The 21,653-nt window shown below is 55.3% G+C and carries 25 protein-coding genes; 23 read left to right on the top strand and 2 right to left on the bottom strand.

Translation table 11 applies throughout. From position 1 onward, the window contains the following. The first annotated feature begins 36 nt into the window (after positions 1-36). The 5 genes from ABJ205_RS14820 to ABJ205_RS14840 all read left to right on the top strand — a co-directional run bounded on the left by ABJ205_RS14820 (position 37) and on the right by ABJ205_RS14840 (position 3,773). A complete protein-coding gene (locus ABJ205_RS14820; protein ID WP_348156843.1) occupies positions 37-690 on the top strand; it encodes a class I SAM-dependent methyltransferase in 654 nt (217 codons plus the stop codon). A 119-nt stretch (positions 691-809) separates the two neighbouring features. Then, positions 810-1,319 carry a bifunctional 3-hydroxydecanoyl-ACP dehydratase/trans-2-decenoyl-ACP isomerase gene (fabA, locus tag ABJ205_RS14825; RefSeq protein ID WP_348156846.1) on the top strand — a complete coding sequence of 170 codons (510 nt, stop codon included), beginning with the start codon at positions 810-812 and terminating at the stop codon, positions 1,317-1,319. Between the two features lie 58 nt (positions 1,320-1,377). After that, positions 1,378-2,607 (top strand): beta-ketoacyl synthase N-terminal-like domain-containing protein, encoded by a 1,230-nt coding sequence (locus ABJ205_RS14830; protein ID WP_348156849.1) that lies wholly within the window; start codon positions 1,378-1,380, stop codon positions 2,605-2,607. A gap of 6 nt (positions 2,608-2,613) precedes the next feature. Continuing rightward, positions 2,614-3,069 (top strand): GNAT family N-acetyltransferase, encoded by a 456-nt coding sequence (locus ABJ205_RS14835; protein ID WP_348156851.1) that lies wholly within the window; start codon positions 2,614-2,616, stop codon positions 3,067-3,069. Between the two features lie 56 nt (positions 3,070-3,125). Next, a complete protein-coding gene (locus tag ABJ205_RS14840) occupies positions 3,126-3,773 on the top strand; it encodes an alpha/beta hydrolase (RefSeq protein WP_348156854.1) in 648 nt (215 codons plus the stop codon). Here the strand turns inward: ABJ205_RS14840 and ABJ205_RS14845 are convergent. Beyond that, positions 3,770-4,789, bottom strand: a complete 1,020-nt coding sequence (locus ABJ205_RS14845) for a D-glycerate dehydrogenase (protein ID WP_348156856.1) — start codon at positions 4,787-4,789, stop codon at positions 3,770-3,772. The two genes, ABJ205_RS14840 and ABJ205_RS14845, sit on opposite strands and share 4 nt — an antisense overlap. A 108-nt stretch (positions 4,790-4,897) precedes the next feature. On the opposite strand from ABJ205_RS14845, the gene ABJ205_RS14850 reads away from it, so the two are divergent. After that, positions 4,898-5,419 (top strand): SH3 domain-containing protein, encoded by a 522-nt coding sequence (locus ABJ205_RS14850; RefSeq protein ID WP_348156858.1) that lies wholly within the window; start codon positions 4,898-4,900, stop codon positions 5,417-5,419. 56 nt (positions 5,420-5,475) lie between these two features. Here the strand turns inward: ABJ205_RS14850 and ABJ205_RS14855 are convergent, their stop codons facing one another. Next, on the bottom strand, positions 5,476-6,672 hold the full coding sequence (locus ABJ205_RS14855; protein ID WP_348156861.1) for an acetyl-CoA C-acyltransferase: 1,197 nt from the start codon (positions 6,670-6,672) through the stop codon (positions 5,476-5,478). 177 nt (positions 6,673-6,849) lie between these two features. Between ABJ205_RS14855 and ABJ205_RS14860 the strand changes: the two genes are divergently transcribed. The 17 genes from ABJ205_RS14860 to nuoL all read left to right on the top strand — a co-directional run bounded on the left by ABJ205_RS14860 (position 6,850) and on the right by nuoL (position 21,642). Then, positions 6,850-8,280: a coniferyl aldehyde dehydrogenase gene (locus ABJ205_RS14860; RefSeq protein WP_348156863.1), complete on the top strand. Its 1,431-nt coding sequence runs from the start codon at positions 6,850-6,852 to the stop codon at positions 8,278-8,280. Positions 8,281-8,523: 243 nt separating this feature from the next. Beyond that, entirely contained in the window at positions 8,524-8,910 is a 387-nt protein-coding gene (locus tag ABJ205_RS14865) for an NADH-quinone oxidoreductase subunit A (protein ID WP_348156865.1), read from the top strand. Positions 8,911-8,934: 24 nt separating this feature from the next. Further along, a complete protein-coding gene (locus tag ABJ205_RS14870; protein ID WP_348156867.1) occupies positions 8,935-9,510 on the top strand; it encodes an NADH-quinone oxidoreductase subunit B family protein in 576 nt (191 codons plus the stop codon). Then, positions 9,507-10,022 carry a hypothetical protein gene (locus ABJ205_RS14875; RefSeq protein WP_348156870.1) on the top strand — a complete coding sequence of 172 codons (516 nt, stop codon included), beginning with the start codon at positions 9,507-9,509 and terminating at the stop codon, positions 10,020-10,022. The genes ABJ205_RS14870 and ABJ205_RS14875 overlap by 4 nt, the downstream gene beginning before the upstream one ends. Further along, entirely contained in the window at positions 10,019-10,723 is a 705-nt protein-coding gene (locus tag ABJ205_RS14880; RefSeq protein ID WP_348156872.1) for an NADH-quinone oxidoreductase subunit C, read from the top strand. The genes ABJ205_RS14875 and ABJ205_RS14880 overlap by 4 nt, the downstream gene beginning before the upstream one ends. Further along, positions 10,720-11,931: an NADH-quinone oxidoreductase subunit D gene (locus tag ABJ205_RS14885; protein WP_348156874.1), complete on the top strand. Its 1,212-nt coding sequence runs from the start codon at positions 10,720-10,722 to the stop codon at positions 11,929-11,931. Before ABJ205_RS14880 ends, ABJ205_RS14885 begins: the two co-directional genes overlap by 4 nt. Before the next feature lie 235 nt (positions 11,932-12,166). Beyond that, a complete protein-coding gene (locus ABJ205_RS14890; protein WP_348156876.1) occupies positions 12,167-12,835 on the top strand; it encodes an NAD(P)H-dependent oxidoreductase subunit E in 669 nt (222 codons plus the stop codon). Between the two features lie 6 nt (positions 12,836-12,841). Continuing rightward, positions 12,842-12,982 carry a hypothetical protein gene (locus ABJ205_RS14895; protein ID WP_348156879.1) on the top strand — a complete coding sequence of 47 codons (141 nt, stop codon included), beginning with the start codon at positions 12,842-12,844 and terminating at the stop codon, positions 12,980-12,982. Between the two features lie 88 nt (positions 12,983-13,070). Further along, on the top strand, positions 13,071-13,271 hold the full coding sequence (locus ABJ205_RS14900; RefSeq protein ID WP_348156881.1) for a hypothetical protein: 201 nt from the start codon (positions 13,071-13,073) through the stop codon (positions 13,269-13,271). Continuing rightward, positions 13,261-14,553, top strand: a complete 1,293-nt coding sequence (nuoF, locus tag ABJ205_RS14905; RefSeq protein WP_348156884.1) for an NADH-quinone oxidoreductase subunit NuoF — start codon at positions 13,261-13,263, stop codon at positions 14,551-14,553. Before ABJ205_RS14900 ends, nuoF begins: the two co-directional genes overlap by 11 nt. Positions 14,554-14,556: 3 nt before the next feature. Continuing rightward, on the top strand, positions 14,557-16,572 hold the full coding sequence (gene nuoG, locus ABJ205_RS14910) for an NADH-quinone oxidoreductase subunit NuoG (RefSeq protein ID WP_348156886.1): 2,016 nt from the start codon (positions 14,557-14,559) through the stop codon (positions 16,570-16,572). Beyond that, positions 16,569-17,615 carry an NADH-quinone oxidoreductase subunit NuoH gene (gene nuoH / locus ABJ205_RS14915; protein WP_348156889.1) on the top strand — a complete coding sequence of 349 codons (1,047 nt, stop codon included), beginning with the start codon at positions 16,569-16,571 and terminating at the stop codon, positions 17,613-17,615. The genes nuoG and nuoH overlap by 4 nt, the downstream gene beginning before the upstream one ends. Beyond that, on the top strand, positions 17,612-18,184 hold the full coding sequence (locus ABJ205_RS14920) for a hypothetical protein (RefSeq protein ID WP_348510076.1): 573 nt from the start codon (positions 17,612-17,614) through the stop codon (positions 18,182-18,184). Before nuoH ends, ABJ205_RS14920 begins: the two co-directional genes overlap by 4 nt. Further along, positions 18,181-18,669 (top strand): NADH-quinone oxidoreductase subunit NuoI, encoded by a 489-nt coding sequence (gene nuoI, locus ABJ205_RS14925; protein WP_247159176.1) that lies wholly within the window; start codon positions 18,181-18,183, stop codon positions 18,667-18,669. The genes ABJ205_RS14920 and nuoI overlap by 4 nt, the downstream gene beginning before the upstream one ends. 42 nt (positions 18,670-18,711) lie before the next feature. Next, positions 18,712-19,335, top strand: coding sequence for an NADH-quinone oxidoreductase subunit J (locus ABJ205_RS14930; protein ID WP_348156895.1), 624 nt, complete (start codon positions 18,712-18,714; stop codon positions 19,333-19,335). Further along, entirely contained in the window at positions 19,332-19,640 is a 309-nt protein-coding gene (gene nuoK / locus ABJ205_RS14935; RefSeq protein WP_348156898.1) for an NADH-quinone oxidoreductase subunit NuoK, read from the top strand. The genes ABJ205_RS14930 and nuoK overlap by 4 nt, the downstream gene beginning before the upstream one ends. A gap of 7 nt (positions 19,641-19,647) precedes the next feature. Then, the gene (gene nuoL / locus ABJ205_RS14940) at positions 19,648-21,642 is read left to right on the top strand and encodes an NADH-quinone oxidoreductase subunit L (RefSeq protein ID WP_348156901.1); all 1,995 of its coding nucleotides are present in this window, start codon (positions 19,648-19,650) and stop codon (positions 21,640-21,642) included. The last annotated feature ends 11 nt before the right edge of the window (positions 21,643-21,653 follow it).

The following is a 21,653-nucleotide window of genomic DNA, read 5'->3' on the forward strand; positions in this document are numbered from 1 at the left end:
TTGTTGGCTCCCCTTACAGGATGTGACGCTCTAGAATTGGCTCGCCCGGAAAATGTCGCTGAATTTCCCGCGCCTGATCGCTCGATGCCAATGGGAGAAAGTGGATCGATTGATCCTTTCCCGAACGAAGACGCACGCGAGGCCCGAGGTGAGGCGAAGGCGATCATGGACCTCGCCAATATCTCCGAAGGGATGACAGTCGCCGATATCGGAGCGGGAGAAGGGTATTACACCGTCCGTCTTGGGACACGGGTAGGTGAGGGTGGGCGCGTCCTTGCTCAAGACATCAATGGCGAAGCGCTCGCTCGTCTTGGCCAACGGGTGGAACGCGAAAGGCTCGAAAATACTTTCATCAAGCTTGGCGAAGTTGATGATCCTCAGCTTCCTACTGACAGTTTTGACCGGATTTTTCTAGTGCACGTCTATAGTGAGGTTACGGAACCTTATGCCTTTATGTGGCGCATGTGGCCCGCTCTTGCGCAAGGTGGGCAGATCATCATCGTGGAGTATGATCGTCCAACCAATGCAGGCGGGATCCCACCTACGCTTTTGTTCTGTGAGATGGATGCCATCGGGTACAGGTTGGTCGAGTTTGTTGAGCGGCCTGATTTGCGTAGTTACTTCACCCGTTTTGAACGGGGTCAGAACCGGAGCGAACCGGACCAGATCAACGTTTGTTCAAATTCGTAATTTGGCTGCAACTATCCATTTATCAACGATGGGCCTTGCACGGTCTTTCCATCACCTGAGCACGGTGCTAGTCGCCGCCTCTACGACAGTAAAAAAAAGACTAGGAGCCGCGCTGAGTAATGACAGATTTTCCTACCAGTTTTGATCGAGAAGATTTGCTCAAATGCTCGCGCGGGGAGCTTTTTGGTCCCGGCAATGCGCAATTGCCTGCGCCGCCGATGTTGATGATGGACCGGATCACCGATATTTCAGGCGATGGTGGTGAACACGGCAAAGGTCACGTGGTTGCTGAGTATGACATCAATCCTGAATTGTGGTTCTTTGATTGCCATTTTCCAGGAAACCCTATCATGCCGGGATGTCTTGGTCTTGATGGTCTTTGGCAGCTCACCGGGTTTAACCTTGGTTGGCGCGGATGGAAGGGGCGCGGCTATGCGCTTGGTGTAGGCGAAGTAAAGCTCACGGGCATGGTTCGCCCAGATCGCAAGATGCTCAAATATTATGTGAATTTCACCAAGGCTGTGCAGACACGTCGTCTTACGATGGGTGTGGCAGACGGAATTGTCGAAGCGGACGGTGAAGTTATCTACCAAGTCAAAGACATGAAGGTTGCTCTTTCAGAAGCCTAACTTTGGAACGCAATTTGGGCTAAAGCATACAAAACGCTTGGTACGTTAAGGGGAAACAATGCGCCGCGTAGTGATCACAGGGTTGGGGATTGTCTCCTCAATCGGAAATAATGCCGAAGAGGTCACGGCCTCATTGAAAGCTGGGAAATCCGGCATTTCGTTCAATGAAGATATGGCTGAACACGGCTTTCGTTCGCAAATTGCGGGCGCGGTTGATCTCGACATTAAAGAGCATGTCGAGAAACGTACCCTTCGTTTTATGGGCCCAGGTGCCGCCTATGCTTATATTGCGATGGGGCAAGCGATTGCCGATGCGGGGCTTGAAGAAAAAGACGTGATTAACCCGATGACCGGGGTGATTGCGGGCTCTGGCGGACCATCGACTTCGGCGATGCTGACCGCGCACCAGACGGTTCTGAAATCCGGCGCGACAAAGCGTATTGGCCCGCTTGCCGTACCCAAAACGATGTCGTCGACCGTGAGCGCAAACCTTGCGACCGCATATCAAATCAAGGGGATGAACTTCTCCATCACTTCGGCTTGCTCAACTTCGCTTCACTGCATCGGCATGGCCGCTCAGCAGATTGCGCTTGGCACACAAGATGTGATGTTTGGCGGTGGCGGGGAAGAGCTTGATTGGACGCTCTCTTGCCTTTTTGATGCCATGGGCGCGATGTCGAGCAAGTATAACGATACACCAACCCGCGCAAGCCGCGCTTTTGATGCAGACCGCGATGGCTTTGTCATTGGCGGCGGCGGCGCGATGCTTGTCCTCGAAAGCCTTGAGCACGCTCAAGCGCGCGGCGCGAAAATCTACGCCGAAGTCACCGGATTCTGTGCCACCTCTGATGGTGCCGATATGGTCGCTCCATCGGGTGAGGGCGGCGAACGGGCTATGGCTGGCGCACTCAAAACCCTGCCAGAAGGGCGCAAAGTCAGCTATATCAACGCGCACGGCACCTCGACCCCGGTCGGCGACGTTGGCGAAATCGAAGCGGTACGCCGCGTCTTTGGAGAGGGTTCAACCCCGCCAGTCAGCTCGACCAAGTCGATGACCGGCCACAGCCAAGGGGCCACCGGTGCGCAAGAAGCGGTGTACTGCCTGCTCGCGCTGCAAAACGACTTCATCATTCCATCGATCAATGTCGAAACGCTTGATCCTGCGTTAAAGCCTGAGGAAATCGCGACCACCTTGGTCGAGAACGCAGGGCTTGATACGGTGATGACCAACAGTTTCGGCTTTGGCGGGACCAATGGCTCAGTGTTGATGAGCAAATTCGAAGGGTAAATCATCGTGGAGATCAGACGCACTGACCTCTCAGAACCCGAAGTCATTGCCCTGATCGAGCTTCACGGGCACGAAATGGACGAGGGCTCTCCGGCCGGTACGTGCCATTTCCTCGATCTTTCTGGTCTCAAAGTGCCAGAGGTTGAGGTCTATGCGGCATGGCACGGAGCAAAGCTTCTCTCAATCGGTGCGCTCAAGCATCATGACGGTTTTGGTGAGTTAAAATCGATGCGAGCTCATCCCGATGCGAGAGGGAAGGGCGCTGGTAAGGCCATGTTGGTGCATCTTATCGACCGGGCGCGGGAACTGAACTTTTCCGCTGTTAAACTTGAAACCGGTTCAGGGCCGATTTTCGAGGCGGCTGTGGGTTTGTACAAGAGCTTTGGGTTTGAACCTTGCGAGGCGTTCGGGGGGTATCATCCGGGCGATTTTAACAAGCTGTATTCGTTGAAAATTGGGTGAGCGAGGCAAAACCGCCTTCTTTTGGGCTATTGCTTGGAGAACTTCCCTGATTCCCGGTGATCGCAGTTAATCAATTCAGGCGCGCAGAAAAGCTTGAACTTGATGTCCAATTCGATGGTGATGCGCCGCCAGTGCTGGTGATCCCGGGGCTATTGGCGAACGACGGCACAACCAGCCTGCTTCGCCGCACATTGGCTGCGAGCGGTTTTCCCACCTATCCCTCTGGCTTTGGTTTGTTGACCGGAGTTACACCTCAACGCCTTGAGAAAGCGCGCCTGCGGCTTGCGGAGATGCACGAGCGGCATAAAGAACGAGCGGTCATCGTTGGGTGGAGCCTTGGCGGCATTTATGCCCGCGTGCTAGCTCAGCGGCATCCCGATCTGATAAAGATGGTTGTGACGCTAGGTTCGCCGTTTTCAGGTGACCCGCATGCCAATAATGCTTGGCGGATTTATAACGCGCTGAATGACCACACGGTCAGTGAACCCAACTTGCCAGATGATCCTAGTGTAAAACCGCCTGTCCACACGGTTGCAATTTGGTCCCAAGCCGACGGGGTTATTGCTCCTGAATGTGCAATGGGCGAAGGTGTTGAGCGCGATGCAGAGTACCTTGTGAACATCCCGCATATGGCGTTTGGTAGCGGCAAGCGCGCCGCCGCAATCGTTACGCGAATTGTTTCGAGCGAGCTTAAGAACGCCTAGTGCCCCACCAGCGCGGTTAACACCTGATCGGGTGGTCTGTGCCCATTCACCCAAAACTGGATATTGGCGATTACTTTCTCGCCAGACGCTTCGCGACCTTCGACTGTTGCGCTGCCGATATGAGGCAGGGTCATCACGTTTGGGTGACCGACAAGGCGCGGGTCGACGGCGGGTTCATCGGGATACACATCAAGGCCAGCGCCAGCGAGGTGCCCTGATTGGAGTGCCCCAATAAGCGCCTCTTGGTCGATTATCTCGCCGCGCGCGGTGTTCACAATGCTGGAACCCGGCTTCAAAAGAGCGATGCGCCGGGCATCAATCAGTCCGCGTGTTTCTTCGGTTAGGGGGCAATGGAGGGTAAGGATATCGGCCTCAGCCATAAGCTGGTCGACATCCTCCACGAACCGCGCGCTCAGCATGGATTCCATCGCTTCGGATAAGGGTTTCCGCCCTGTGTAGGCGATTTCCATACCGAAAGCGCGGGCCCGGTGGGCAACAGCCTGACCGATGCGGCCCATACCGATTATGCCTAAAACCTTGCCGCCAATCTTGCAGCCCAGCAATCCCGTCGGTGCCCAGCCGGTCCAGCCACCAGAGCGGATAAGCTCGACCCCTTCGCGAATGCGGCGGGGCACGCCGATGATCCCAGCCATGGCAAGGTCTGCCGTGTCGTCGGTGAATACGCCGGGAGTATTGGTGACGATGATCTTGCGGTTAGCGGCAGCCGACAGATCAATATGCTCTGTACCGGCCCCGAAATTGGCGATGAGGCGAAGGTTCACGCCTGCGCTCTCAATCATCTTTGCATCAATCCGGTCCGTGACAGTTGGAACCAGGACGTCGCATGTTGCCAACGCTTCCAAAAGAGCTTCGCGCGGCATTGGTTCGTCAACGGTATTGAGGGAAACGTCAAAGAGTTCGCTCAAGCGTGCTTCAACGCTAGGCGCAAGGTGACGGGTGACGACGACTTTGGGCTTGGAAGAACCAAACTGAGGCGGGCTATTGATCTGAGACATTGTGATCAGATCGCTAGGGGTATTAGCTATCCAGCGTCAAGGTGAGGGTTGAACGATTGGGTGAATCCCGGATTGGTACATGTCTTTACATCATAGGGACCGTTCATCTTGAAATTGCGCAATAAGCTTGGCTATTTGGACGCTATGAAAGCTTTGAGATCTCTCGCCATAATTGCCGCCACACTCACTTTATGGGTCATGGTTTCCAATACCGCCGTGCACGCACAAGATCGCGAGGTTCCTTATTGGGCGACGCTCCGCTTTGACGAGGTCAATATGCGCAAAGGGCCAAGCCAGGATTTTCCGATTGATTGGGTCTATAAACGCAAAGGCATGCCTGTTCAGGTCGTTCGCCTGCGTGAAGGTTGGCGCTTGGTACAAGATCCGGACGGTGCACAAGGATGGATCGCTTCAAGCCAGCTCAGCCCAAAGCTGGGTGCCATGATTGTTGGGGACGGCGTTGCCAATATTCGCGATCAGGCTTCGGGAGCCGCCACCGTGCTTTGGAAGGCGCAGCCGGGCGTTGTTGGTGAGCTTTTGCGTTGCCGAGACAGCTTTTGCGAGATTGATATCGAAGGTAAAAGCGGTTGGGTGCTAGCGACCCGGATTTGGGGCGCGGGAGAAACGTAGGGCGAGATATGCGAGGGAAGGGGCTCCTCAATTTGAGAAAAACCCCTCCTAGATGTTTAGACCAGTTCTACCGCTACAGCGGTTGCTTCGCCGCCGCCGATACAAAGGCTTGCTACCCCCCGCTTTTTACCTTGTGACTTTAGCGCATTGAGAAGCGTTACCACGATGCGAGTGCCCGATGCACCAATTGGGTGACCAAGTGCAGTTGCGCCGCCGTTTACGTTGATCTTGGAGTGGTCAATGCCAATGTCGCGCATCGCGAACATGGCAACACAGGCAAACGCCTCGTTCACTTCCCAAAGGTCAACGTCATCAATTGACCAGCCAGCGTTCTTAAGCACCTTTTCAATTGCACCCACCGGAGCCACGGTAAAGTCCTTGGGCTCGCGAGCATGCGCGGCCATTGCAATTATCTTGGCAATTGCTTCTTGGCCATTTTCTTTCGCAACACTTTCGCGGGTAAGGACAACAGCAGCTGCACCATCTGAGATCGAGCTTGATGTTGCAGCCGTGATCGTACCATCTTTTGCAAACGCTGCGCGCAAGGCAGGTATCTTGTCTGGACGACCTTTGCCGGGTTGTTCGTCAGTGTCGACGGTGACTTCGCCTTTGCGGGTTTTGAACGTCACCGGTACCACTTCACCGGCAAACGCGCCGCTTTCAATTGCTGTGTTGGCACGGTTGAGCGATTCAATCGAATAGGCGTCCTGCTCTTCGCGGGTTAACTGATATTCGTCGGCTGTGTCCTGCGCAAAAGTACCCATCGCGCGGCCTTCCTCATAGGCATCTTCAAGCCCATCGAGGAACATGTGATCATAGGCCGTATCGTGGCCAATGCGCGCGCCTGAACGGTGCTTTTTTAGGAGATATGGTGCATTGGTCATGCTCTCCATCCCGCCCGCAATCACGTAATCAATGGTTCCGCTTGCCAATGCCTCGGCGCCCATGATGACCGTTTGCATGCCCGATCCGCAGACCTTGTTGACTGTGGTGGCTTGAACCGACTTTGGCAGGCCCGCTTTAAGCGCAGCCTGACGCGCAGGCGCTTGTCCAAGACCCGCTGGAAGGACGCAGCCCATATATGCGCGGTCAATTTTGTTCCCGTCCACGCCCGAACGCTCGACTGCTGCTTTGACTGCGGTCGCACCCAATTCGGTCGCCGACACGTCTGATAGTGCGCCCTGCATTCCGCCCATAGGGGTGCGGGCATAGGAAAGAACGACAATCGGATCGGTCGATGCGAACTGGGTCATGAAACGTGTCCTTGGTAAAGGGAGGGAGAGGTTTGTTGTCCCGCGATTTAAGGATCACCTTGTCAGTTGGCAATGTGCAGACGATCTGTGCACGATTGTTTTGGCTTGCCCAGTCGCAGTTTTGCGCGCAAAGTTCATTGCAAATTAAAACTAGAATGACTTTGGGAGAGGGTAGCCATGGCCGATGATCTGCGCGAAAAACAAGAAGCTGCGCTGAAATTACAACGTGATGCCTTTACCGCATCACGGCCGGAATCAATGTCGATGCGCAAGGACCGGATCAAACGAGCGATGGCTCTTTTGAAAGATCACGGCGAAAACCTGTGCAAGGCGATGGCGGCGGATTTTGGCAATCGATCGATGACGCAATCGATGCTGACCGATATTGCGACCACCGTGGGGTCGGGCAAACATGCGCTTAAACACATGGACAAATGGGCCAAAACCGAAAAGCGCGGTGTGACGTTTCCGCTTGGGCTTTTGGGGGCGAAGGCTGAGCTTCGCTATGAGCCAAAGGGCGTTATCGGCATCCTTTCTCCGTGGAATTTCCCGGTCCAATTGGCTTTCTCGCCGTTGATGCAGATTTTTGCAGCTGGCAACCGCGCCATGATCAAGCCAAGCGAGTTTACCGAACGCACCAGCATGTTGATGGCCGAGCTTGTGGCTGAATATTTCACGCCAGACGAGCTGACCGTTATTACCGGCGGCCCAGAAGTGGCAGCAGCATTCTCCGCGCTTCCGTTTGATCACCTTGTCTTCACAGGCTCTACCCCAACAGGTCGCCGCGTGATGGAGGCAGCCTCCAAAAACCTCGTGCCAGTCACGTTGGAGCTGGGCGGAAAATCCCCAGTTATCATGGGCAAAAGCGCCGATTTTGCCAAAGCGGGTGAGCGTATTGCCTTAGGCAAGATGATGAATGCAGGCCAAATCTGCCTCGCGCCTGACTACATGTATGTGCCAGAGGACGCCCAAGACGAAGCCGTGCAAGGCGTGGTCCAAGGGGCGAGCGCGATGTACCCAACGCTGCTCCAAAACGATGATTACGCCTCGATCGTATCTGACCGCCATTTTGAGCGGCTCCAAGGCATGGTCGAAGATGCCCGCGATAAGGGCGCAGAAGTGATCGAGGTCAATCCGGCGAACGAGGACTTCAGTAACGCAAACCAGCGCAAGATGCCGCTCACCATTCTCAAGAATGTGAACGATGAAATGGCTGCTATGCAGGAGGAAATCTTTGGTCCTGTTTTGCCAGTGAAGACCTATCGCGCCGTGGATGAAGCGGTTGACTACGTGAACGAGAATGATCGTCCGCTTGGCCTTTACTATTTCGGTGACGATAAGTCCGAACAAGAGCGCGTGCTTACCCGCACGATTTCTGGCGGTGTCACCACCAATGACGTGATCTTCCATATCTCAATGGAAGACCTACCGTTTGGCGGCGTAGGGCCATCGGGCATGGGCAGCTATCACGCGATTGAAGGGTTTAAGGAATTCAGCCATGCGCGCGCTGTCTATCATCAGCCGAAAATCGACATCGCAAAGCTTGGCGGCTTTAAACCTCCTTATGGCAAGGCCACGGATAAGGCGGTCGCAGGCATGATGAAATAGCCGTTTTTCTAAACCAGAATTGGCTTTTCTAGAGCGTAACTGCTCGACAATGGACCGGGTCCCGTGGGCCCGGTCTAATTGTTTGCGACCTTTACGTCTTTCCCCGGTTGACACAGGCGCCTTGAGAGCGTTCGGTTTTATGCACGGAAAATGCAGCCTTTTGCGCGTCACTTTCCCTTGCGCGTGGGCAAGGGCAGGCGTAGGGGCCTTTCGCATTGGGATAAAAATTACATGGACAGTGGGATGCTCGACCAAACAGTCGACCTTAGCCAGTACCTACCGATACTGCTTTTCATCGGTGTAGCCCTCGGACTTTCCGTCCTTTTCGTGTTTCTACCGATGGGTGTTTCGCGCCTTACCGGCACACACAATCCGGACGAGGAAAAGCTATCCGAATATGAGTGCGGCTTCCCCGCTTTCGAAGATTCGCGCAGTCAATTTGACGTGCAATTCTATTTGGTCGCAATCAGCTTCATCATTTTCGATCTCGAGGCCGCGTTTCTTTTCCCTTGGGCGGTCAGCCTTGGGGAAACGGGCTGGGTCGGTTGGATCGGTATGATGACCTTCCTCACTATCCTCGCCATTGGCCTTGCCTATGAGTGGAAAAAAGGCGCCCTTGATTGGCAATAGGGCATTGGCCCTGAGAGATTGATCATGAACACGATTACCCCTCCTGCAAATCTTTCTGACGTAAGCGCCTTGGAAACCGCCAAAGGCGGCGAAGTGCGCGCGCCTGATCAGGATTATTTCCGCGCGCTTCAATCCGAAGTGAACGACAAAGGCTTCCTCGTCACTTCGACAGAGGATTTGTTCCAATGGGCGCGCACAGGTTCGCTTTGGTGGATGACCTTTGGTCTTGCATGCTGCGCGGTGGAGATGATCCACGTCAACATGCCACGCTATGATATGGAGCGGTTTGGTGCAGCGCCGCGCGCATCCCCACGTCAATCAGACGTGATGATTGTGGCGGGTACGCTGTGCAACAAAATGGCCCCTGCGCTTCGTAAGGTTTACGACCAGATGTCTGATCCAAAATATGTGATCAGCATGGGGTCATGTGCGAATGGTGGTGGTTATTACCACTATTCCTATTCCGTTGTGCGCGGATGTGATCGCATCGTACCGGTCGACATTTATGTGCCCGGTTGCCCTCCAACAGCAGAGGCGCTGCTTTACGGCGTCATGCAATTGCAGCGTAAAATCCGCCGCGTTGGGACGATTGAGCGATGAGTGCTTTGCGCATCTCGACTGCATTATTGTTTGCAGTGTTCGCTTCGTCTGTTGCGGTAGCTCAACCTGGCGAGTGGAGCACTGCGCAAACCACTTATGGTACAGTCTCGGCTGAGGTGCCGTGTGCCAAAGAGGCTGTTCAAACGAAAGAACGTGACGGCACAGAAGCTGTCCGTTGTGATGTTTCGGGTATCACGGTTTATCTTTTCGTATTGAAGAATGAGATGATCCCTGCGTTCGGCTTTCCCGGCTCAACAATTGCGGAAATCAAGCAGAGCATCACAAAAGATGCCGATACTGTCTATCTGACCGATGTGTCTGTTAGTGGCTATCCGGCCTTCTTCAGCGAAGGCCGTGCTTCGGATGGCAAGGTCGCGATCGGCGTCGTCGAATTGGATGACGGACGCACAGTGATGCTGAACGTTCAGACAGACGGGAGCGAAGCCGCGGACGCAGAATTCTCGAGTATCTTCGTTCGCTCATGGGAATCTTTGCAGGTAACCAAACCATGACAGTAGTACACTCCGCCCCGAAATATGCTTCCAACGAAGGCGTGATTGATGCGCTGGCTGGTACTTTGAGCGTTTGGCTCGAAGGATCGACTGAGCAGCATGGCGAGATCATCCTGACTGCAAAGCGTGAGGAAGTCGCAAACGTCCTCAGCTCGCTCAGAGATGATCACGATTATCAGCAGTTGATGGAAATCGCTGGCGCTGATTATCCTGACCGTGCTGAGCGGTTTGAAGTCGTCTACATGCTTTTGTCGCTGACCAAGAACCACCGGGTTATGGTCAAGTGCTCGACTGATGCGGACACGCCTGTTCCAACGGTCACGACGCTTTGGCCAAACGCTGGTTGGTTAGAGCGTGAAGTGTTCGACATGTACGGCGTTGTGTTTGAAGGGAACCAAGACCTTCGCCGCATCCTCACCGATTACGGCTTTGAAGGGCACCCGTTCCGCAAAGACTTCCCGATGACTGGCTATACAGAACTGCGTTATTCCGAAGAGGAAAAACGCGTTGTGTCTGAGCCGGTTGAATTGCCGCAGGACATGCGCACTTTCGACTTCCTCTCTCCTTGGGAGGGCGGTGAATATGTTCTTCCCGGCGACGAGAAGGTGGAAGAGCCTGCTCCCGTTGAGGAAGAAGAAAAGGATGAGGCACCAAAGGATGGTGTCGAGTTTGAAATTGACGATGAGGAGCCAAGCAAATGAGCGTCCAAATCGAAGAATCGCCCACCAATGACGGCGATGTCATCCAGAATTACACTCTGAACTTTGGGCCTCAACACCCGGCGGCGCACGGCGTGCTTCGCATGGTGATGGAGCTTGACGGTGAAGTTGTTGAGCGCGTCGACCCGCACGTTGGTCTGCTCCATCGCGGCACGGAAAAACTGATCGAGCAGAAGACCTATCTGCAGGCGCTGCCGTATTTCGACCGTTTGGATTACTGTTCGCCTCTATGTCAGGAGCACTCTTATGTGCTCGCGACTGAGAAGCTGCTGAACATCGAAGTTCCAGAACGCGCGCAATACCTTCGCGTTCTGTTTGCTGAGCTTACCCGCATCTGCAACCATATGCTCAACATCGGCGCGCACGTCATGGACGTTGGCGCGATGACGCCCAACCTTTGGGTGTTTGAGCTGCGCGAAGATTGCCTCAACTTCTTTGAACGGGCGTCTGGCGCTCGCATGCACTCGGCATGGTTCCGTCCCGGCGGTGTGCACCAAGATGTGCCGGAGAAGCTGCTGGTGGATATTGGCGACTGGCTCGACAACCGTTTCTTCCAATTGTTCGACGATGCGATGAGCCTGGTTATGGACAACCGCATCTTTAAGCAGCGCAATGTCGATATCGCCGTTGTGGGCCGCGATGATGCGATTGCTTGGGGTTTTTCGGGTCCGATGATCCGTGCTGCTGGCATTCCGTGGGATCTTCGCAAGTCACAGCCTTACGATGTTTACGACCGGATGGAGTTTGACATTCCCGTCGGCACCAATTCGGATTGCTACGACCGCTTTATGGTGCGGGTCGCCGAAGTTCGTGAGAGCGCCAAGATCATCAAGCAGTGTATCCGCGATATGCCGCAAGGGCAGATTGCGAGCACGGATGGCAAAGTTTCACCGCCCAAGCGCGGCGAGATGAAGCAATCGATGGAAAGTTTGATCCACCACTTCAAGCTCTACACCGAAGGCTTCCACGTTCCCGAAGGCGAAGTTTACGTCGCCACCGAAAGCCCCAAGGGCGAGTTCGGCGTGTATTTGGTGAGCGATGGTTCGAATAAACCCTACCGCTGCAAAATCCGTCCAACGGCGTTCAGTCACCTTCAAGCGATGGAAATGATGACCAAAGGCCACATGCTCGCCGATGCGACTGCGATCCTAGGTGCGATTGATGTTGTGTTTGGGGAGTGTGATCGGTGAGGATTGGTGCGGTAGCCAGCTGGGTCCATCGGGATTTCGACGAGGTCAATTCACTTGGAGCTTTGATCTGCATGGGATTGTTTGCCATTCCCTTAGCAATTGCGTTTCTTGTCGGAGCTCCGGTTTGGGCGGTTAACTTTGCCAAGGGTTTCGCTGGAGCAGGTATCCTCTTCCTTGTCGTACCTTATTACGTTTACCGACAGATCAGAAGTCTTTTCAATAAAGGTTCGAGGTAATGGCTGACCGTACACCCGCACCCGATACCCCTGAACTGCGCGCGCGTTGGGGCTCTTTCGAATGGACGAAAGAGAGTAAGAAAAAGGCCGATTACCATATCGCCAAATATCCGGAAGGCCGGGCGAAGTCGGCAACGATGCCGCTGCTTGATCTTGCGCAACGTCAGGTTGGCGAAGAAACGGGTACCCAAGGCTGGCTACCACTTCCCGTCATTGAATATGTCGCGAAATACATCGACGTACCGGTGATCCGCGTGCTCGAAGTCGCGACCTTCTACTTCATGTACAATATGAAGCCGGTCGGGAAGTATCACGTGCAAGTCTGCGGCACGACGCCGTGCATGCTGCGCGGTTCTGACGACATCATAGCTGCGTGTAAGAAGCGCGGCATGAAGATGGGGCATGTGTCCGAAGATGGCCTTTGGACCCTGACCGAGGTTGAGTGCATGGGCAATTGCGCCACTGCTCCCATGGTTCAGATCAACGATGACAATTACGAAGATTTGACGGCCGAACGCCTCGACGCGGTTCTCGACGCCTTGGCAAAGGATGAGACGCCTAAAGCCGGGACACAAGAACCCGGGCGCCACACATCAGAACCTTCGGGCGGTGTCACCACTCTTCCAGAAATGGTCGATGCCAACCACGACTACCGGGGGGACTGGTAAGGCGCGATGGACATCCTCTCGATCATCCTTGCGCTCGCAATTGCCTTCGTCGCCTATAAGGTGCTGATGGGCCTTTTGCGCGTGATGGCGATCGTGCTTGTGATCGGTGTGACGGGCTATCTTTGGCAGTCTGGAGTGATCGGCTGATGGCTCTTTGGATTGTCCTTGGGGGATTGTTCCTCGCTTTCACTGTGGTGCTTTTTGTCATCAACGCAAAGACGCTGGAGGATAAGTGATGGGTCGCAGCACGCTTCTTCTCATGATCGCAGGGCTTATCTGCTTTGGCGCGGGCGCATATATCGCACCCTTGGGCCAACGTGAGCTTGGCATTGGATTGATGGCGGCAGGTTTGGTGTTTCAGGTTTTGACTTTGCGGCAAATGAAATTGGCTCGAAATAACCGGGCAGTACAAAGGGATATACACGATGCTGGCTGATAAGGACCGCATCTTTACCAATGTCTATGGCTTCCAAGATTGGGGCCTGAAAGCGGCGCAAAGCCGCGGCGATTGGGATGGTACAAAGGCTCTGATTGAGCGCGGGCAAGACGCGATCATCGAAGAGATCAAGGCCTCTGGCCTGCGCGGCCGGGGCGGGGCGGGTTTCCCGACGGGTCTCAAATGGTCGTTTATGCCAAAACAAAGCGCGGATGGCCGGCCAAGCTTCCTCGTTATCAATGCCGACGAATCTGAGCCCGGTTCGTGCAAAGACCGTGAGATTATCCGCCACGATCCGCACAAACTGATCGAAGGGGCTTTGGTCGCTGGTTTCGCCATGCGTGCACGCGCCGCCTATATCTATATTCGCGGCGAATATATTCGCGAGGCTGAGACGCTTCAGACTGCGATTGATGAGGCGTATGATGCCGGGCTGATCGGTAAGAATGCCAGCGGTTCTGGCTATGACTTTGATGTGTTCATGCACCGTGGTGCGGGCGCATATATTTGCGGCGAAGAAACCGCGATGATCGAAAGCCTTGAAGGCAAAAAAGGTCAACCGCGTTTGAAGCCGCCATTTCCAGCGGGCGCTGGGCTTTATGGGTGTCCGACTACGGTAAACAATGTGGAGAGCATTGCGGTTGTGCCCACAATTTTGCGGCGTAGTGCCGCGTGGTTCAGCTCCTTTGGCCGTGAAAACAACAAGGGCACCAAACTCTTCCAGATCAGCGGCCATGTGAACAAGCCTTGCGTGGTCGAAGAGGCGCTGAGCATCCCGTTCAGCGAGCTGATCGAGAAACATTGCGGAGGCATTCGCGGCGGCAAGGACAATCTCCTTGCAGTCATTCCCGGCGGCTCGTCGGTTCCTCTGGTTCCGGCTGAGCAGATTTGGGATGCTCCGATGGATTTCGACGGTCTCAAGGATCTTGGCTCAGGGCTCGGCACAGCGGGTGTCATCGTGATGGATAAGTCCACAGACATTGTCCGCGCGATTTCTCGCCTGAGTTATTTCTACAAGCACGAGAGCTGCGGCCAGTGTACGCCGTGCCGTGAGGGCACCGGTTGGATGTGGCGCATGATGGAGCGGCTTCGTACAGGCGATGCTGAGATCGAAGAGATCGATATGCTCCAAGAAGTCACCAAGCAGGTCGAGGGCCACACAATCTGCGCGCTTGGCGATGCAGCGGCGTGGCCAATTCAGGGTCTCATCCGTCACTTCCGTCCAGAGCTGGAGCGCAGGATTGAAGAGCACAACGCACAATTCCGGGAGGCGGCGGAGTAACCCATGCCTAAGGTAACCGTAGACGGCCAAGAGATCGAAGTCCCACAAGGGGCAACCGTCCTTCAAGCGTGTGAGGAAGCCGGGAAAGAAATCCCGCGTTTCTGCTATCACGAGCGCCTTTCCATCGCGGGCAATTGCCGCATGTGTCTGGTCGAAGTGAAGCCGGGACCGCCAAAGCCTCAGGCGTCTTGCGCGCTTCCTGCCACCGAAGGTCAGGAAATCCGCACTGACACGCCCATGGTCAAAAAGGCGCGCGAAGGGGTGATGGAGTTTCTCCTGATTAACCACCCGCTCGATTGCCCAATTTGCGACCAGGGCGGTGAGTGCGATTTGCAAGACCAGTCCATGACCTATGGCAAGGGCACAAGCCGCACGCAGGAGATGCGCCGGGCGGTGACCGAAAAGTACATGGGTCCGCTGATTAAGACAGTGATGACCCGCTGCATTCACTGCACGCGCTGTGTGCGGTTCTCCGAAGAGATTGCGGGCGTTGACGAAATCGGCGCGCTGTATCGCGGCGAAGATATGCAGATTACGACATATCTTGAGCAGGCCGCGGCGCATGAATTGTCAGCCAATGTGATCGACCTTTGCCCTGTGGGCGCTTTGACCTCGCGGCCTTATGCGTTTGAGGCTCGCCCTTGGGAATTGAAGCGGACACTTAGTGTCGACGTGTCGGACGCTGTTGGCGCGAATATCTCGCTCCACTCAAAAGGCCGCGAAGTGATGCGCGCTCTGCCGCGTGTGAACGATGATGTGAACGAAGAATGGCTGTCGGACAAAGCGCGCTATCAGGTTGATGGCCTTGGCAAACGCCGCCTTGACCGCGTGTTTGTGCGTAAAGATGGCAAGCTCGCCGCTTCCGATTGGAACGAGGCGTTCGGGGCGATTGCAGGCGCGCTTGAGGGTGACAAATCCTCCGTCGCAGCGGTTGCTGGCGATATGGTTGATTGTGAGACCATGTTTGCGGCCAAGGCGCTGCTTAAAGCTTGCGGCTCGACCCTGCTTGAAGGTCGCCAGACGGGCATGACCTATGACGTGTCGAACTTGGCAGCGGTCAATTTCAACTCTGGCCTTGCCGGGATTGAGACCGCAGACAGCATCCTGATCGTGGGTTCGCACATCCGCTGGGAAGCGGCGCTTGTGAATGCTCGTATTCGCAAGGCTGTGAAAGCGGGCGCGAAAGTGTTTGTGGTGGGGCCGGAGTGGGAGACCACTTACCCGGCGGAATTCCTTGGCGAAGACCTTAAGGTTTTGAACCGTGTGCCAAAGGCGCTTGGTGACGCCATGAAGGCAGCGGGGCGTCCTTCCGTAATCATTGGCGGCGCGGCACTGGCTGCGGGCGCTTTGGGTGCAGCTCTCAAGCTCGTCGACAAATTCGGCCTCGTGAAGGATGACTGGAACGGATTTAACGTCCTCCACATGAGCGCTGCTCGCATGGGCGGTTTGATGCTCGGCTACGCAGCTGAAGGCGGCATGGCGGATATCGCGGCGGCCAAGCCAAAAGTGCTGTTTAGCCTTGGCGCGGATGAGATGGACTATTCAGCCTTTGAGGACAGCCTCAAAGTCTACATCGGCCACCACGGCGATAAAGGCGCACATAGCGCAGACATCATCCTGCCAGCGGCAAGCTATGCCGAGAAAGACGGCACATACGTCAACACCGAAGGGCGCGTTCAGTTCGCTGAAAAAGCGGTCTTTGCACCCGGCGATGCACGCGAAGATTGGACGATCCTGCGCGCGCTTGCTGATGCCATTGGTGTGAGTGTTGGCTTTGACAGCTTTGCAGCTTTGCAAGGCGCTATGATTGCCGAAGTCCCTGCATTGGGTGAAGAGGATGTTGCTGATTACGGCGCGCTACCGAAGGCGGACAGCAAGGCCAAGGCGGAAGGCACAATTGCTGCCTATCCGGTCAAGGATTTCTACCTCACCAACCCTATCGCCCGTGCAAGCGCGGTGATGCAGCAATGTTCGGCAGAACTGCTCCACGGGGAAGAGATGAAGGAGGCTGCGGAATGACCGCGTTCTTTGAAGGTCTTGGCCTCCCGTATGAGTGGGCCTGGGGTATCGCCACGATTGCTGGCATCCTGCTCATCGCGCTTCCCGTCATGTTGGCGGTGGCGATGGTGATTTATGTCGACCGTAAGGTGCTGGGCGCGATTATGCTTCGGCGCGGGCCCAATGTGGTCGGGCCGTTTGGCTTGCTGCAAAGCTTTGCCGACGGCCTCAAAGTGTTCTTGCAAGAGACCATCATCCCTAGCGCCGCGAACAAAGGTATCTTCCTGCTTGCGCCGATCATCACCTTTACCGTGGCCTTGGCCGCGTGGGCGGTGATCCCGTTTGGCGATGGCGTTGTGCTGGCCGATATCAATGTGGGCCTTCTTTACATCCTCGCGATCAGCTCTTTGGGCGTTTACGGCGTGGTGATGAGCGGGTGGGCGTCCAACTCCAAATATCCGTTTTTCTCCGCGATGCGCGCCGCCGCGCAGATGATCTCTTATGAGGTCTCTATCGGCTTTATTCTGGTGTGCGTTGTCCTGTGGGCAGGCACGTTCAATATGAGCGGCATTGTCGAGGCACAGCGCGGTCACGGTCTAGGTTTCGTCAACGGGTTCTTCTTTAACCCGCTGCTTTTCCCGATGTTTGTCGTGTTCTTTATCTCGGCCTTGGCTGAGACAGCGCGCGCTCCGTTCGATTTGACAGAGGCCGAGTCAGAGCTCGTCGCAGGGTATCAGACTGAGTATTCGTCTATGGCCTTTGCGCTGTTCTGGCTGGGTGAATATGCGAATATCCTGCTGATGTGCTCGCTGTGCGCGATCCTGTTTATGGGCGGATGGTTGCCACCATTTGAGTGGGCACCGCTTTACTATGTGCCGGGCTTTATCTGGTTCCTCTTGAAGACGTTCTTCTTCTTCCTGCTGTTCAGCTGGATATGGGCGACCGTACCGCGTTACCGCTATGACCAGCTGATGCGACTTGGTTGGAAGGTGTTCCTGCCGATGAGCCTTTTGTTCGTCGCAGTGATCAGCGGCTATCTGATGGCGACGGGGCATTTCGGATGAGAACCTTTGCCAGAATCGCCCAATTTGCTTGCCTTGCGTTGGGCACGTTAGGCGCAGCCGGCGCCTTGGGACAAGATGCATCGAGGGATGTTCCGGTTATCGTGCCGCCTGTTAGAACGGTCCAGAGTGAGACCTGGCCTGCGTACAGCTTTTCTTGTTCGATCAATCATGTGATTCATGGTCCAATGAACATCTCATTTAGGCTGACAGGCGGAAGGGCTTTCGCTCATGAAGGACGAATTCGGAAATCACCGAGACAACTTGAGATCACAAAAGACGAAAAGGGCTTTTTTGAAGGTTACCAATTCTTGCCCTCGGAAACATCATTTAGTGGATACTCTGAGCTTGCTGATGCGAAGTTTGGCAGTAGCTTTCAAGCGCTTTTCAACAAGGCGGACAAGCAACTTACGGCTGACGCCCCGGGAAAGGTCTCCATTCAAATAAGAGAACACAGGCCTCCTCACCACGGGATGCGGCCATTTCACACCGCGCACGGGTTTTGTGATGCTTTGATGAGCGATCAATTGCCTCTATCCGCTGATGGAATCGAAGAATTGAGCAGCCAATGACCACCGCAACACAGCTCCTTAAGAGCTTCACCCTTTGGGAATTCCTCAAAGCGCATGCGCTGACCTTGAAGTATTTCTTCAAGCCCAAGGTGACGATCAACTATCCGTTTGAGAAGTCGCCGCTTAGCCCGCGTTTTCGCGGTGAACACGCGCTGCGCCGGTATCCCAATGGGGAAGAGCGCTGCATTGCGTGTAAGCTGTGCGAGGCGGTTTGCCCGGCACAGGCGATCACGATTGAGAGCGAACCGCGCGAAGACGGCAGCCGCCGCACCACGCGCTATGACATTGATATGACGAAATGCATCTATTGTGGATTTTGTCAGGAGGCCTGCCCGGTGGATGCTGTGGTAGAAGGGCCAAACTTCGAATACGCCACCGAAACGCGTGAGGAACTGCTCTATGACAAGGCCAAGCTTCTCGCGAATGGTGACAAATGGGAACGGGCCATTGCGGCTAACCTTGAAGCAGATGCTCCCTATCGCTAGGGGCCGCTCCAATCGGGATATGCGGGACGGAAAACAGGGATTATGATTCAAGCATTAGCCTTCTACCTGTTCGCAGGTCTGGTCATCGCAAGTGCGGTGATGGTCATCATGTCAAGGAACCCGGTTCACAGCGTGCTGTGGCTGATCCTCGCCTTCTTTAACGCGGCCGGTTTGATGGTCTTGGTCGGCGCAGAGTTCATCGCCATGCTGCTGGTCATTGTTTACGTCGGCGCGGTTGCGGTGTTGTTCCTGTTCGTCGTGATGATGCTCGACATCGACTTTGCCGCGATGCGCGCAGGGTTCATCAAGAACTTCCCGCTGGGCATCGCGATTGCTTTGGTGCTGCTGGCTGAGCTGGGCCTTGGTCTTGGCGCTTATGGCGCTGGCGGGGTTGAGCTGGGCACACCTGACGGCACCGCTGTTCAAAGTGCTGGCGTATCAAACATCGAGGCCCTCGGCGCGCTCCTTTATGGCCGCTACATCGTGCTGTTTGAAATCGCTGGCATCATCCTGCTGGTCGCGATGATCGGCGCAATTGTGCTGACCTTCCAACCGCCGCCTCCCGGCAGCCGCGCACAGCAAGATATTGGCAAACAGATTGCTCGTCGTCCAGAAGAGGCCACGCAAATGAAGAACCCACAAGTCGGGCAGGGGGTCGAGCTATGACCATTGGTATCGAACACTACCTTGTCGTGGGAGCGATCCTGTTCGTGCTTGGCGTTTTGGGCATTTTCCTCAACCGCAAGAACGTGATCGTCATCCTTATGTCGGTCGAACTGATCTTGCTCGCGGTGAACATCAACCTCGTCGCGTTCAGCGCCTTTATGAACGATCTGACGGGTCAGATTTTTGCGATGATGGTGCTGACCGTTGCTGCTGCTGAGGCGGCAATCGGGCTGGCGATCCTTGTTATTTACTACCGCCGCCAAGGCACGATTGCGGTTGATGATGCCGCACGGATGAAGGGATAAGAGCGCCGTGGACACGCAAATCCTTATCATCGTCTTTGCCCCGCTGGTGGCTGCAATCATTGCTGGGCTTGGCAACCGGATGCTGGGCAACACCATTGCCAAGTCGATTACGACGGGAGGGTTGTTCCTTTCAGCAGCTCTTAGCTGGCCGATTTTCATCGGGTTTTTGACCGGTACACACACCGCCGAAGTCGTCCCCGTGCTTCAATGGGTGCAGTCGGGCGATATGACCTTTGATTGGGCCTTGCGTGTTGATGCTCTCACCGCAGTAATGCTGGTGGTGATCAACTCGGTTTCCGCGCTCGTGCACCTGTATAGCTGGGGCTATATGGAGGAAGACCCCGATCAACCGCGCTTCTTCGCCTATCTCTCGCTTTTCACCTTCGCCATGCTGATGCTGGTGACGGCTGATAATCTGGTTCAGATGTTCTTCGGTTGGGAAGGGGTGGGGCTTGCCTCATACCTGCTCATCGGGTTCTGGTTCAAAAAGCCATCTGCGGGCGCTGCTGCGATTAAAGCCTTTGTGGTCAACCGCGTGGGCGATCTTGGCTTTATGCTGGGTATCTTCGGCACGTACCTGGTGTTCCAGACAACCTCTATCCCGGAAATCCTTGCCGCATCCGCTGGTATGAGCGGATCGACCATTGGCTTCCTCGGCATGCGTTTGCCGACGATGGATATCCTTTGCTTCCTTCTTTTCATCGGTGCGATGGGTAAGTCGGCACAATTGGGACTGCACACATGGCTGCCGGACGCGATGGAAGGGCCTACACCTGTGTCCGCTCTCATCCACGCAGCGACCATGGTCACTGCGGGCGTGTTTATGGTTTGCCGCCTATCGCCGATGTTTGAAGCTGCTCCAACAGCCTTGATGATCGTGACGATCGTGGGCGCGGCAACATGCTTCTTCGCGGCAACCATCGGCACGACGCAGTGGGACATTAAGCGGGTCATCGCTTACTCAACCTGTTCGCAGCTTGGGTATATGTTCTTTGCCGCCGGCATTGGCGCATACGGTGTTGCGATGTTCCACCTGTTCACGCACGCCTTCTTTAAGGCGCTGCTGTTCCTTGGCGCTGGTTCGGTCATCCACGCGATGCACCATGAGCAAGACATGCGCTATTACGGCGGCCTTCGTAAGCACATCCCGCTGACCTTTGCGGCGATGTTGCTGGGTACGCTCGCGATTACGGGTCTTGGTGTTTATCACCTTGGTGCAGGCTTTGCTGGCTTCTGGTCTAAAGATGCCATCCTTGAAGCGGCCTTTGCGCGCGGTACCACCACATCGACGATTGCTTTCTGGGCAGGTGTGACGGCGGCGCTTCTCACCAGCTTCTACAGCTGGCGTCTGATGTTCCTCACCTTCTGGGGCACACCGCGCTGGATAGAGAGCGAGCATATTCAGCACACCGTGCACAAGACACCGGAAGATGCAGGCGAAGACACGACGGGCGGTTATCACCCGCATGAAAGCCCGATTGCTATGCTGATCCCGCTGGCGGTTCTGTCGACCGGCGCGGTGCTGGCTGGGCAAGTCTTTGCGCCAAGCTTCATTGACGATGCCGCTTTCTGGGCCGGGTCGATTTTCTACAACGAAAACCTCATCCATGCGCTTCATGAAGTGCCGTATTGGGTGAAGTACTCGGCCTTTGTAGTGATGGTACTCGGCTTTATCGGTGCCTACATCGCCTACATCGCCAGGCCTGACATTCCAGCCAAGTTCGTCGGCACCTTTGGCTGGCTGCACAACTTCGTGTTCCGCAAATGGTACTTCGATGAGCTGTATGACCGGGTCTTTATCAAACCTGCTTTTTGGCTTGGCCGCCAGTTCTGGAAACTGGGCGACGTGGGCACGATTGACCGCTTTGGACCCAATGGCATTGCCGCCGCGGTTCGGCGCGGCTCGGTCGCGGCCAAGACGATCCAGTCGGGCTATCTCTACACCTATGCGTTGATCATGCTTTTGGGCCTGATCGCCGCTGTCACTTATGTGCTGCTCTAGGGGTTTTTGAG

The sequence above is a fragment of the Erythrobacter sp. genome (assembly GCF_039988855.1).
Classification (GTDB): Bacteria; Pseudomonadota; Alphaproteobacteria; order Sphingomonadales; family Sphingomonadaceae; genus Erythrobacter.